At 67.4% G+C, this 13,582-nt stretch carries 10 protein-coding genes; all 10 read left to right on the top strand.

Annotated features, from left to right (window positions below; genetic code table 11):
• The first annotated feature begins 55 nt into the window (after positions 1–55).
• The 10 genes from U1763_RS10170 to U1763_RS10125 all read left to right on the top strand — a co-directional run bounded on the left by U1763_RS10170 (position 56) and on the right by U1763_RS10125 (position 13,464).
• Entirely contained in the window at positions 56–1,237 is a 1,182-nt protein-coding gene (locus tag U1763_RS10170) for an FtsW/RodA/SpoVE family cell cycle protein (RefSeq protein ID WP_132739552.1), read from the top strand.
• A complete protein-coding gene (gene murG, locus U1763_RS10165) occupies positions 1,234–2,376 on the top strand; it encodes an undecaprenyldiphospho-muramoylpentapeptide beta-N-acetylglucosaminyltransferase (RefSeq protein ID WP_332755127.1) in 1,143 nt (380 codons plus the stop codon). The genes U1763_RS10170 and murG overlap by 4 nt, the downstream gene beginning before the upstream one ends.
• The gene (gene murC / locus U1763_RS10160) at positions 2,373–3,791 is read left to right on the top strand and encodes a UDP-N-acetylmuramate--L-alanine ligase (RefSeq protein ID WP_192974380.1); all 1,419 of its coding nucleotides are present in this window, start codon (positions 2,373–2,375) and stop codon (positions 3,789–3,791) included. The genes murG and murC overlap by 4 nt, the downstream gene beginning before the upstream one ends.
• Positions 3,792–3,931: 140 nt before the next feature.
• On the top strand, positions 3,932–4,900 hold the full coding sequence (gene murB, locus U1763_RS10155) for a UDP-N-acetylmuramate dehydrogenase (RefSeq protein ID WP_332755126.1): 969 nt from the start codon (positions 3,932–3,934) through the stop codon (positions 4,898–4,900).
• 26 nt (positions 4,901–4,926) lie between these two features.
• The gene (locus U1763_RS10150) at positions 4,927–5,835 is read left to right on the top strand and encodes a D-alanine--D-alanine ligase (protein ID WP_443026919.1); all 909 of its coding nucleotides are present in this window, start codon (positions 4,927–4,929) and stop codon (positions 5,833–5,835) included.
• Complete coding sequence (locus tag U1763_RS10145; protein ID WP_056051324.1) at positions 5,832–6,794, top strand: cell division protein FtsQ/DivIB; 963 nt, start codon at positions 5,832–5,834, stop codon at positions 6,792–6,794. Before U1763_RS10150 ends, U1763_RS10145 begins: the two co-directional genes overlap by 4 nt.
• 1 nt (position 6,795) lies before the next feature.
• Positions 6,796–8,058: a cell division protein FtsA gene (gene ftsA, locus U1763_RS10140; RefSeq protein WP_132897832.1), complete on the top strand. Its 1,263-nt coding sequence runs from the start codon at positions 6,796–6,798 to the stop codon at positions 8,056–8,058.
• 113 nt (positions 8,059–8,171) lie between these two features.
• Positions 8,172–9,767 (top strand): cell division protein FtsZ, encoded by a 1,596-nt coding sequence (gene ftsZ / locus U1763_RS10135; protein WP_332755124.1) that lies wholly within the window; start codon positions 8,172–8,174, stop codon positions 9,765–9,767.
• Positions 9,768–10,132: 365 nt separating this feature from the next.
• Complete coding sequence (locus U1763_RS10130) at positions 10,133–12,301, top strand: tetratricopeptide repeat protein (protein WP_332755123.1); 2,169 nt, start codon at positions 10,133–10,135, stop codon at positions 12,299–12,301.
• Positions 12,298–13,464, top strand: a complete 1,167-nt coding sequence (locus U1763_RS10125) for a deoxyguanosinetriphosphate triphosphohydrolase (RefSeq protein ID WP_332755122.1) — start codon at positions 12,298–12,300, stop codon at positions 13,462–13,464. The genes U1763_RS10130 and U1763_RS10125 overlap by 4 nt, the downstream gene beginning before the upstream one ends.
• Positions 13,465–13,582: the final 118 nt, after the last annotated feature.

Here is a 13,582-nt window from a genome sequence, read left to right as displayed (position 1 = left end):
CGCTGGGACCATGGATATGGGTGTGTCCGGACAGAAGAACGGGATCGTCGCGAAGATGAAGCGGCGCGGCGGGCGGGGCGACCAGTCGCCGCTCGGCACGTGGTTCTGGGACATCGACCGGATGCTGCTGCTGCTGACGCTGTTCCTGATCGCGATCGGGCTGATCGCGGTCGCGGCGGCGTCGCCGGCGAGTGCGGTCCGCTATTCGGGCGAGCATCACAAGATTGCGCCACTTTATTATTTCTGGCGGCAGTTGATGTGGGTCGGCGTGTCGCTCCCCGTGCTGTTCGGCGTGTCGATGATGCCGGTGTCGATGGCGCGGCGGATGGCGATCGGCGGGTGCGCGCTGTTCGTGCTGATGCTGATGGTGACGCCGTTCATCGGGGTCGAGGCGAACGGCGCACGCCGCTGGCTCGGCGTCGGGTTCGCGCAGTTCCAGCCGTCGGAGTTCTTGAAGCCGCTGTTCATCGTCACCGTCGCGTGGCTGTTGTCGTTGCGGGCGAAGGATGCCGAGCTGCCGACCGTGCTGATCACCGGCGCGATGACCGCGGGCGTCGCGGTGCTGCTGATGCTGCAACCCGATTTCGGCCAGACGATCATCTTCTGTACGGTATGGATGACGCTGCTGATGATCGCGGGGACGCCGGCAAAGGTGCTGTTCGGGCTGATGGCGATGGCGCCGGCCGGGCTGGTCGCGGCTTATATCTTCTACGGCGTGGCGCGATCGCGGATCGATGCGTTCCTGTTTCCCGGGGTCGAGGGCGAGGGCGCGGGCGACCATTTCCAGACGAATGCCGCGCATAATACGCTGACCGCGGGCGGCTGGACCGGGACGGGGCCGGGCGCGGGTGCGGCGAAGTTTGGACTGCCCGAGGCGCATACCGACTATATCTTCTCGGTGATCGGCGAGGAATTCGGGCTGATCGCGTGTTCGGTAATCGCCGTGATCTTCCTCGCGATCGTGGTGCGCGTGTTCGTTAAGCTGCTGGACGAGCAAGATGAATTTAAGCTTCTGGCGTCCGCGGGCCTCGCCACGCAGTTCGGCGCGCAGGCGCTGGTCAGCATGGCGGTGAACACCGGCCTCGCGCCCTCTAAGGGTATGACGCTGCCGTTCATCAGCTATGGCGGGTCGTCGATGATTGCGTTGTCGGTCGGCATGGGGTTGCTGCTGGCGTTTACCCGGCGCAATCCGTTTCTCACGCGGAGCCCCTATGTCGTCCGCTGGAGTGGTGAATGAGTAAGCATTACGTCCTCGCAGCCGGTGGCACGGGTGGACACATGGTCCCGGCAGCGGCGCTCGCGGCTGAACTGACCAAGCGCGGCCACCGTGTCGCGCTCGTCAGCGATGCGCGCGGCGTGCGGTTTCCGGGGCTGTTCGAGGATATCCAGACGCATGTCCTGCCAGCGGGACGCTTTACCGGCGGGCCGCTCGGCTGGGCTCGGGCCACGCGGGAGATGTGGCGCGGACGGGCGATGGCGCGCGAGCTGTACCGGACGTTCAAGCCGGCCGCCGTGATCGGCTTTGGCGGCTATCCTGCACTGCCGGCGTTGCTGGCGGCATTCGCGGACAAGATCCCGACTGCGGTGCATGAGCAGAACGCGGTGCTGGGGCGCGTGAACCGGTTCGTCGCGGGGCGGGTGGACGCGATCGCGACCTCGTCCGAGCCGACCGAGCGCCTCGCGCCGAAGCTGCTGGGCAAGGCGCATCTGGTCGGCAACCCGGTGCGCGAGGCGGTGCTGGTGCTGCGCTCGCGGCCTTATCCGCTGCTGGAAGAAGACGGCATCTTCCGTGTGCTCGTGACCGGCGGGAGTCAGGGGGCGAGCATCCTGTCGCAGGTCGTGCCCGACGGCCTGGCGATGCTGCCGGTGACCTTCCGTCGGCGGTTGCAGGTAACGCATCAGGCGCGGATCGAGGATATCGATGCGGTCCGCGCGAAGTACGCCGAGCATCATATTCCGGCCGAGCTGGCAACGTATCTGCCCGATATGCCCGAGCAACTGGCCTGGGCGCATCTCGTTATCGCGCGCGCGGGGGCGTCGACGATTTCGGAGCTCACCGCGGCCGGGCGGCCGGCAATTTTGGTCCCGTTGCCGGGTGCGACCGACGATCACCAGACCGTGAACGCGCGCGAGATCACGCGGGCGGGCGGCGCGCGGACGATCGCGCAGGGAGACTTTACCGCAGTGGAACTGGCCAAGCAGATGCAGAAACTCGGGCTCGATCCGGCGGCGTTGCAGAATGCGGCAGGGCGTGCGCGGAGTTGCGGGCGGCCGAACGCTGCGAGCGATCTCGCCGATCTGGTCGAGAGCCTGGATGCGCCACTGTCGCGCATTCCGGTCGGCGCGCCCTCCAAGCCCAAGGCGCAGTTCGCATGAAGGGCGTCGCAACGGATATCGGCACGATCCATTTCGTCGGCATCGGCGGGATCGGCATGTCGGGCATCGCCGAGGTGATGAAGAATCTCGGCTACCGCGTGCAGGGCTCGGACGTGGCCGAGGGCTATGTCGTGCAGGGGTTGCGCGACAAGGGCATTCCGGTGGCGATCGGTCACGCTGCGTCGAACATCGGCGACGCCGCGGTGGTGGTCGTCTCGACCGCGATCGTGCGCTCGAACCCGGAGGTCGAGGCCGCATTGAATGCGCGCGTGCCGGTCGTGCGCCGCGCGGAAATGCTCGCCGAACTGATGCGGTTGAAGTCGACCGTCGCGGTGGCTGGCACGCATGGGAAGACCACGACGACCTCAATGGTCGCGGCGCTGCTCGATGCGGGCGGGGTCGATCCGACGGTGATCAACGGCGGGATCATCAACTCGTATGGGTCGAATGCGCGGCTGGGCGCGAGCGACTGGATGGTGGTTGAGGCGGACGAGAGCGACGGCAGCTTCCTGCGGCTCGACGGGACGATCGCGGTCGTCACCAACATCGATCCCGAGCATCTCGATCATTACGGCTCGTTCGACGCCGTGAAGGATGCGTTCGTCGAGTTCGTCGAGAACGTGCCGTTTTACGGCGCGGCGTTGTTGTGCCTCGATCACCCGGAGGTGCAGGGGATCCTGCCAAGGGTGCGCGATCGTCGCGTGGTGACCTATGGTTTTTCGGCTCAGGCGGATGTCCGCGGCGTCGAGGTCACGCCGATCCCGGGCGGCAACCGGTTCGATTGCGTGGTGCGCGAGCGTGACGGCGCGACGCGGACGATTTCGGGGATCGAGATGCCGATGCCGGGGCGGCACAACGTCCAGAATGCGCTGGCAGCGATCGGCGTGGCGCTGGAGCTGGGGATCGCGGATGCGACAATCCAGCAGGGGTTTGCCAAATTCGGTGGCGTGAAGCGCCGGTTCACCAAGGTCGGTGAAGTGGCTGGCGTGACGATCATCGACGATTACGGGCATCATCCGGTCGAGATTCGGGCGGTGCTGGCGGCAGCGCGCGAGGGCGTGAAGGGCCGCGTGATCGCGGTGGTGCAACCGCATCGCTATTCGCGGTTGGGCAATTTGATGGAGGATTTCCAGACCGCGTTCAACGATGCCGACCGGGTGTTGGTGACGCCGGTTTACGCGGCGGGCGAGGCGCCTGTGGAGGGCGTCGATGCGGCGGCTTTGGTCGAGGGGTTGAAGCGGCGCGGGCACCGGTTCGCGGGTGTGGTCGCGGACGCGGATGCTTTGGCGGTGGAACTGGCGGCGACGATCGAGGCGGACGACATGGTCGTGTGTCTCGGCGCTGGCGACATCACGAAGTGGGCTGCCGGTCTGGCCGACGCGATCGCCGCTGAGCGCGCAAAGGTGCTGGCGTGAGTGGTGCGTCGCAGATCCTCCCCGGGACGGGGAGGGGGACCATGCAAAGCATGGTGGAGGGGGTTGTCCGCGAGCCTAACGCTTTGGGCGGGCCCCCCTCCACCACCTTCGGCGGTCCCCCTCCCCGTGCCGGGGAGGATTTGCGCGGGTCTCTGACGGCTAATGGCAGTCTGGCCGACTTTATCTGGTTTCGTACCGGTGGCCCGGCGGAGTGGCTGGTGCGGCCTTCGGATGTCGATGATCTTGCGGGGTTGCTAAAGACTCTCGATCCTTCGACTCCAGTGCTTCCCGTTGGCGTAGGCTCGAACCTGATCGTGCGCGACGGCGGTGTACCGGGGGTCGTGGTGCGGCTTCCCAAGGCTATGGCGAAAGTTTCGGTTCAGGACGGCCGCGTTCGCGCAGGCGGGGGGGCGATGGGGATTACCGTTGCCAGTGCCGCGCGGGACGCTGGGATTGCGGGGCTTGAGTTCTTGCGCGGGATTCCGGGGACGGTCGGCGGTGCGGTTCGGATGAACGCCGGCGCTTACGGTCGCGATGTCAGCGATATCCTGGTCGAGGCTACCGTGGTGACGCGGGAGGGTTCGGTCGAAGTCTGGCCTGCTGATAAACTCGGTTTCACCTATCGTCATTCGGACCTGCCCGCGGGAGCCGTTGTGGTCGAAGCCGTGTTCTCCGGCACGCCCGGCGAGCCTGCCGTGATCGGGGCGGAGATGGACCGGATCGCGGCGGAGCGCGAGGCTTCGCAGCCTCTCCGGTCGCGCACCGGCGGCTCGACGTTCAAGAATCCCGAGGGGCACAAGGCTTGGGCGTTGATCGACGCGGCCGGGTGCCGGGGGCTGACTCGCGGCGATGCGCAGGTCAGCGAGAAGCATTGCAATTTCCTGCTAAACCTCGGGTCCGCGTCGAGCGCGGAGATCGAGGCGCTGGGTGAAGAGGTACGGGACAGAGTGAAGGCGCATTCGGGGGTGACGTTGGAATGGGAAATCCAGCGGGTCGGTGAGTACCTCCCCTCCCGCTTGCGGGAGGGGTCGGGGGAGGGCGGTCTGGATACCGGCATCGCCCATCAACCCCTCCCCCGACCCCTCCCGCAGGCGGGAGGGGAGCAGTGAGCGCGCCCCTTCACATCGCGGTTCTCATGGGCGGCTGGTCGGCGGAGCGTGAAGTTTCGCTGATGTCGGGCAATGGCTGTGCCGATGCGCTGGAGTCGCTCGGCCACCGGGTTACGCGGATTGATATGGGGCGGGATGTTGCTGCCAAGCTGGCCGAGGCTCAGCCCGACCTCGTGTTCAACGCGCTTCACGGCACCCCTGGCGAGGACGGTTCGGTGCAGGGGCTGCTTGACCTGATGGGCTTGCGTTATACGCATTCCGGCCTTGCCACGTCGGTGATCGCGATCGACAAGGTGCTGACCAAGCTGTTGCTCGTTCCCGCGGGCGTGCCGATGCCAGGTGGGCGGATCGTCAAGTCGGCGGACCTGTTCGAGAGCGATCCGATGGCGCGGCCCTACGTGCTGAAGCCGGTCAACGAGGGCTCCTCGGTCGGCGTGGCGATCGTCACGGACAGCGGCAATTACGGCAATCCGATCGCGCGCGACAGCGTCGGGCCTTGGGGCGAGTTCGAGGAACTGCTCGCCGAGCCGTATATCCGCGGGCGCGAGCTGACGACGGCGGTGCTCGGCGGCAAGGCGCTCGGCGTGACCGAGTTGAAGCCCAAGAGCGGCTGGTACGATTACGACGCGAAATACACCGACGGGATGACGGTGCACGTCTGCCCGGCGGAGATTCCCGACGAGATTACCGATGCTTGCAAGAGCCTCGCGCTCGAAGCGCATCGGTTGCTCGGCTGCAAGGGCGCGTCGCGGTCGGATTTTCGCTGGGATGACGAGCGCGGCGTCGATGGGCTGTTCCTGCTCGAGGTCAACACGCAGCCGGGGATGACGCCGCTGAGCCTCGTCCCCGAACAGGCGCGGCACATCGGCATGAGCTATGCCGAGCTGGTCCAGGCGATCGTCGACGAGGCGCTTCAGGACCATCCTTCTCCATGAGCCGCACGATCAAGCGCGGTCCGCCGCCCAAGCGGCCCGCCCCGCGGCGGAAGGTCGCGGTCAAGAAGGTGTCGGTGATGGACCGGCTGGTCGGGATGCTCCCGGTCAGCGAGGATACGCTCCGGAAAATCGCGACCTGGTCGATCCTCGGCGCAGGCGGTGCGGTGGCGATCGCTGCGGCGACGTGGGTCGGCATTCCCGGCATGATCGGCGCGGCGGTGGCCGAGGGCGCCGGGCGCGCTGGCTTCAAGGTTGAGCAGATCGAGGTGACGGGCCTCAAGCGGATGGACCGGATGTCGGTCTATGCGGTCGCGCTGGAGGACAAGCAGAACCAGACGTCGATGCTGTCGGTCGACCTGGAGGCGGTGCGGCAGAAGCTGCTGCGTTATGGCTGGATCGCGGACGCGCATGTGTCGCGGCGGCTGCCCAACACGATGCTGGTCGATATCGTCGAGCGGACTCCCGCCGCGGTGTGGCAGGACAATGGGCAGTTGACGCTGATCGATTCGTCGGGCGTGCTGCTCGAGCCGGTCCAGCCGGATGCGATCCCGAACCTGCCGCTGGTGATCGGGCCGGGTGCGGATCGGCAGGAGGCTTCGTACCAGACGCTGCTCGCCGCCGCGCCTGCACTGAAGCCGCGCGTGAAGGCGGCGACCTGGGTCGGCAATCGGCGATGGGATCTTACGTTCGAGAGCGGCGAGACGTTGGCGCTGCCCGAAGACGGCGCGCCGCGAGCGCTCGTGAAGTTTGCCGAACTGGACGGCGCGCGTCCGCTGCTAGGGCGCGGCTGGATCCGGTTCGACATGCGCGATCCGACCAAGCTGGTCGCGCGCAAGCCGGGCGCGAGCCTGGCGCACAGCGTCGACGTGCCGGCACCAGCAAGCGCACCGGCAACGGGCGAGACTACGAATACTCCGTCGCAAACGGCGGGCGCGAACGTAACGGGCGGGGAGGGATGACATGGCAAAGGTGGCACCGGAAGGGCTGATCACGGCGCTCGATATCGGGTCGTCGAAGGTTTCGGCGATGATCGCGCAGAAGGGGGACGGCGGCGAGCTGATCGTGCTCGGCACCGGCCAGCGCGAGAGCCGGGGCGTCAAGCGCGGCTATATCGCCGACATGGCGACGACCGAGGCGGCGGTGCGCGAGGCGGTCGAACAGGCCGAGCGGATCGCCGGGATCAACATCGAGAATGTCTGGGTCGGTTTCTCGGCCGGCGGGCTCGTGTCCGATGTCGCCGAGGTCGAGTTCGAGCTTGGTGGCCACCGCGTCGAGCAGCAGGATATCGACGCGTTGCTCGCCGCCGGGCGCAACTCGATCGATCCGCAGGGCCGGATGGTGCTCCACGCGCAGCCGGCGCTTTATACGCTCGACGGGCTGACCGGGGTGAAGACGCCGCTCGGTCTGCATGCCGATCGGCTCGGCGTGCACATCCATGTCGTTGCGGCGGATGGTTCGCCGGTGCGCAACCTCGATCTCTGCGTGCGGTCGGCACATCTCGAAGTGAAGTCGATCATCGCCTCGCCGGTCGCGACCGGGCTCGCCTGCCTCAGCGAGGAGGAGCGCGAGCTTGGCGTCGCGCTGGTTGAGATGGGTGCCGGGATCACCAACGTGTCGCTGTTCGCGGGCGGCATGCTGGTGGGTCTGACCTCGATCCCGATGGGCGCTGCAGACATTACGGATGATATCGCGAGCGCGTTCGGCACGCGGCGGCAGAATGCCGAGCGGATGAAGTGCTTCCACGGATCGGCCAACGCCAGCCCCCGCGACAATCACGACATGATCCCGGTCATGCCGATCTCCGCCGAGGACGGCGCGGGCGAGGGCGCGCAGATCACCAAGGCGCAACTGATCGGCGTGATCCGCCAGCGTTTGGAGCATCAGATGGGCGAAGTGCGCAACGCGCTCACCAAGCTGAAGTTCGAGGGGCCGGTCGGGCGTCAGGTCGTGCTGACCGGCGGCGGTGCGGAGCTGAAGGGCATCGCCGACTATGCGCAACAGGCGCTCGGGCGGTCGGTGCGGATCGGTCGACCGCGTGGCCTGACCGCGCTGCCGGAAGCGCATGGCGGACCGGCGTTCGCGACGCTAGCGGGGTTGGCCTTCTACGCGGCGACCAATCCGATCGATCTTCGCGGGCTCGCGCCGCAGCGGACGACGGTGCATCGTCCCAAGGGAATGGGCATGGTGCGGAAATTGATTCAGGCGGCACGCGCGAATTATTAAGAGTTTCGAGGGCGCTGGCGTTATTTCGGCTGGAACAGGCCGTGACGTTGGTGCACACAGATTAATCAGGGGCCCGGCCGTAGCGTATCTACCGGGTTGTGCGGAGAACGGCGATGAGCATCGAATTCCTTAGTCCCGAAGTGGACGATCTGGCCCCCCGCATCGCGGTGATCGGCGTCGGCGGCGCAGGCGGCAACGCGATCGCCAACATGATGCGGGCCGACGTCCAGGGCGTCGACTTCCTCGTGGCGAACACCGACGCGCAGGCGTTGAAGCAGTCGACCGCACCGCAGCGGATCCAGCTCGGCACCAAGATCACGCAGGGTCTCGGCGCCGGTAGCCGTCCCGAGATCGGTCGCGCGGCCGCCGAAGAGACGATCGACCAGCTCGCCAAGATGCTCGAAGGCGCGCACATGTGCTTCATCACCGCCGGCATGGGCGGCGGTACGGGTACGGGCGCAGCGCCGGTCATCGCCAAGGCGGCGCGCGACATGGGCATCCTGACCGTCGGTGTCGTGACCAAGCCGTTCGCGTTCGAGGGCAACCGTCGCGCCAAGTCGGCCGAGGGCGGCATCGACGAGCTGCAGAAGTATGTCGACACGCTGATCGTCATCCCGAACCAGAATCTGTTCCTCATCGCCAACGCGAACACGACCTTCAAGGAAGCGTTCACGATGGCGGACGAGGTGCTCCAGCAGGGCGTCCGCAGCATCACCGACCTGATGGTGATGCCGGGCCTCATCAACCTCGATTTCGCCGACGTCCGCTCGGTGATGCAGGAGATGGGCAAGGCGATGATGGGCACTGGCGAAGCCAGCGGCGACAACCGCGCGCTCGAGGCTGCACAGAAGGCGATCTCGAACCCGTTGCTCGAAGGCGTCAGCATGCGCGGCGCGAAGGGTGTCATCATCTCGATCACCGGCGGCGACGACATGCGCCTGCTCGAAGTCGACGAAGCCGCGAATCACATCCGCGACCTGGTCGATCCCGATGCGAACATCATCTGGGGCTCGGCGTTCAACCAGGAGCTCGAAGGCAAGATCCGCGTCTCGGTCGTCGCGACCGGGATCGACGCCGATGCGCGCCCTCCGGAAGTTGCACCCGAGCCGACCCGCTCGTTCAGCTTCGGTGCGCGCAAGACGGATGAGAACACCTCGTTCCGTCCGAGCGAGCCTGCCGCTTCGTCGGCCGCGCCTGTTGCTTCGTCCGCCGACGAGGAGCCGCTCGACCTGAACGCGTCGTCGGAAGTCGAGCCGTCGAAGTCCGATGACGAACTCGTGCTCGGCGCCGAGACGATCGTTCCACAGGCTGCTCCGGCACCGGCGCCCGCGCCTGCGCCGCAGACGCACACGTCGCCGACCTATGCGGCACAGGCGCCGCGCACCTATGGCGACGAGTCCTATGGTCGTGGTCCGATCGCGCGTCCGGCCTCGGCATCGTCCGTGCCGCCGGCGCGTGCGCCGATCGCGCCGGCTATTCCGGTACCGACCCCGGCTGCGGACGAGGGTGGCGCACGTCGCCGCTGGCTCGCTCCCGGTGCCGAGGCTGCGCCCGAGGCGGTTCCGGCCGCACCGCGCGTGAAGCTTGGCGGCACGCTGTTCGAGCGCATGTCGAATGCGGCACGCGGCGCGGCGAAGGAAGACGGCGAAGCGGCTCCCCAGGATCCGCTCGACATCCCGCGTTTTCTGCATCGGCAGAACAACCAGTAAGTCTGGGCGCCGTTCTCTCGGTTTGGCGGGAGAACGGCGGTACGAGATGGGTTGATCGGGGATATTGGTTTCCAACATCGTCACCTCCCCGGCGGAGGCCGGGGCCCAGTTGGCAAGGTTGATGTAACGGAGCGCTTTCCATCGTTAACTCCGTCTCCCAACTGGACCCCGGCCTCCGCCGGGGAGGCGGCGTTTCGGAACGAACGCTTTTCCAAGATCACAGATGTCGTCTCCGCAGATCGTAGCCCTCACCCGTTGCTCACTCCTCGGCGCTTCACTCGTCGCCGCCCCAGCCCAGTTCGCCGCGCGCATGCGCCGCAGACATTGCCGGTTCGGTCGGGCTGGCGTCTAGACAGATGATCCTCATGACCCGCTCGTCCCATCATCTCCTGACCGCCGCGCTGGCACTTGTGCTCGCGGCCGTGCCCTGCGCCGCGTCCGCGCAAGCCGTCGTCCAGGCGATCCCCGGCACGACCGACGCGGACAAGCTCGGCGACGTGATGCGCCAGCTTGCGAGCAACCCCCGCAACATCGACGCACTGATCAAGGCCGGCGACCTGTCGATGGGCCTCGGCGACCTCAGCGGTGCCGCAGCCCTGTTCGCTCGCGCGGAAAAGGTGAACCCGCGCGATGGTCGGGCAAAAGCGGGAATGGCCTCGATCCTCGTAAGGTCGGAGCGTCCGGGCGAAGCGCTACGCTATTATGCGCAGGCCGAGGCCCTCGGCCTCGACCCGCGCAATTTCGCCGCCGACCGCGGCCTCGCCTACGACCTGATCGGCCAGCAGGACCGGGCGCAGCGCGACTACCGCGTAGCACTCCGCGATGCGCCCGATGACGAGACCATCCGGCGTTACGCGCTGTCGCTCGGCATCTCGGGCAAGCCCGACCTCGCGATCCAGCAGCTCAACCCGCTGTTGCTCAAGAGCGATCGTGGCGCATGGCGCTCGCGCGCGTTCATCATCGCGATGAACGGCGACGTCGCCGGCGCGGAGAAGATCGCGACGACGATGATGCCGCGCGGCACCGCGCAAGGTCTGCAACCCTTCTTTCAGCGCCTGCCGACCCTGCCGGCCAGCGACCGCGCGTTTGCGGTCCACTTCGGCGAGGTGCACGCGACGCCGGCGCGTCTCGCGGACGCACGGATGGCGCCGCCGCTCGGCATGCTCGTCGCCGACCCGACCGCACCGGTGATGATGGCCGCGGTGACGCCGCAGCCGACCGTCGTCGCGACCACCGGCAAGAAGGACAAGCGCGACCGACGCTCCAAGCCTGACCGAGTCCAGATGGCTGCGGCCACGCGCACGCCCGCGACGCCCGTGCCTACCACCGCGCCACGTACGGTCACTGCCGTTCCCGCCCCCTATGCTGCGCCGGTCCAGCTCGCCGCCGCGCCGATGCAGATGGTCCAGCCGCTTCCGGCTCGCACGGTCCAGCCTACACCGCAGCCGAGCTATTCTGCCCCGACCGTGCCGGTCCAGAGTGCCCGCATTACCCCGGCTGCGGAGACGAATTCCGTGGTTGCGGCGACTATCCCGCCGAGCACCGTGTCGGTTCCGGCAACCTCGGTCGCGCGCGTTCTACCCGCGCCCTCGACGGCGGGAACGCTTCCCCAGAGCGTAGCTACGCAGATGGCGGCGATCCCGGTGACCCAGGCACGGGTCGATCCCACCCGCGCGGCTAATGCTCTCGCGGCGTCGGCGTCGCCCTCGGTTTCGACGCAGCCGACATCGGTACAGCCTCCGCCGCTGCAGGTCCCGCCGCAGCAGTACGCGCCCATTCAGAGTGCGAGCGCCGCAACGCCAACGCCTGGGTTCTCCAGTTCGTCCACGCCCGCGCCAGCCTCGACCGCAGTGGCCGCCACGGCATCGACGCGAACGCATGCGGTCGCGGCGAGCGAGGACTCGATCCTTGCGCGGATCGTCGCGGGCCTGTCGATCCCCGCGTCCGAGCTCGACGTCGCGCCGATGCATCCCGCACCCGTCGTGACGCCCGCCGCCATTCCGGTCACCGACGACGCGGAGCGCGTGCTCGCCGAGGCGAAAGCCAAGACCGAGCGCGACGCAGCCGCCAAAGCCATAGCCGCGAAGACCCTCGCCGCCGACAAGCTCGCTGCCGACAAGAAGGCGGCGCTCGACAAGAAAGCCGCCGCGAAAAAGGCGATCGCCGACAAAAAGGCGCTCGCGGAGAAGAAGGCTGCCGCTGCGGAGAAGCTCGCCGCCGACAAGGCTGCGGCCGAGGAAAAGCGGATTGCGCGCGCCAATCCTGCGCGGACCTGGGTGCAGGTGTCGACCGGCGCGACCGAGGGCGATCTGCCCAAGGCGTGGAAGAAGGCGAAGGCCAAGGCCCCGACCGTGTTCGGCGCTCGCGGCGGCTGGACCGCGCCGTGGAAGGCAACCAACCGCGTGCTCGCCGGCCCGTTCAAGACCGATGCCGAGGCGCGGACCTTCGTCAATCAGCTCGCCAAGGAAGGCGTCTCGACGTTCACCTTCACCAGCGATCCCGGCGAGATCATTACGAAGCTCCCCGCGAAGTGAGTTACCGCGCGCCCTGGGCATCGGACCCGGCGCGCAGCAAAGGACGACTTCACGAGGAACAGAACGGGTCCGTTCGTGGGCCCCGCGATGCCTTCCAGCGCGACCGCGACCGGATCATCCACTCGATCAGCTTCCGTCGCCTTCGTCACAAGACGCAGGTGTTCATGGCGCCCGATGGCGATCATTTCCGCGTTCGCCTGACGCACAGCCTCGAGGTCGCGCAGATCGGCCGGACGATCGCACGGACGCTCGCACTGAACGAGGATCTGACCGAGGCGCTGTGTCTCGCACACGACATCGGTCATCCGCCGTTCGGCCATGCCGGCGAGGATGCGTTGAAGGCGGCGCTAACCGGGCAGGGCGGGTTCGATCACAACGGCCATACGCTGCGCACGCTCGTCACGATCGAGCGGCCGTATCCGTTGTGGAACGGACTGAACCTGACATGGGAAACGCTCGAAGGGCTTGCCAAGCATAACGGGCCGGTGCGGCATCCTGGCTGGGCGCTGGCGGTGGCGGACGCCGAGTATCCGCTCGCGCTGACGAGCTTTTCGTCGCTGGAGGCTCAGGTCGCGGCGATCGCGGACGATATCGCCTACGACAATCACGATATCGACGACGGCCTGCGCGCAGGGCTACTGACGCTCGACCAGATGCTCGCGGTGCCGCTGGTGGCGCGCGGCTGGGACGATGTGCGGCGGCGCTTTCCCGACATCGAGCCGAAGCGGCTGGTCGGCGAACTCGTCCGCACGCAGATCGGGACGATGGTCAACGACTTGATCGCCGAGACGCGCCAGCGGATCGCGGCGAGCGGCGTCACCAGCGTCGACGACGTCCGCGATGCGGGGCAGTGCCTGGTCGGCTTCTCGCTCGAAATGCGGGAGGCGGAGCGCGACCTGAAGCGCTTCATGTACGCCAATCTCTATCATCATCCACGCCAGCTGGCGGCGGCGGATGCGGCGCATGGGATCGTGTCGGGGCTGTTCGCGGTGTACCGCGACGATCCGGCGACGATCCCCGAGGAATGGCGCGAGCGGCTGCCGACCGACGATCCCGACCGCAGCCGGCATATCGCCGACTTCATCGCGGGGATGACGGATCGGTACGCGGTATCGCGCTACCGCGAACTGGTCGGCCCGATCGACGTGCCCGAGGGGTTTTGAGGGAGACGTAGCCGGCTCCCCCTCCGTCATCCTGACGAAAGTCAGGACCCAGGGTAACGAACGACGTCCTCAGTGGCTTTGGATCCTGACTTTCGTCAGGATGACGGACGTGTTGTGG

The organism is Sphingomonas sorbitolis, assembly GCF_036663875.1.
In the GTDB taxonomy this organism is placed as follows: domain Bacteria; phylum Pseudomonadota; class Alphaproteobacteria; order Sphingomonadales; family Sphingomonadaceae; genus Sphingomonas.
This window is presented reverse-complemented; position numbering and strand designations above follow the sequence as displayed.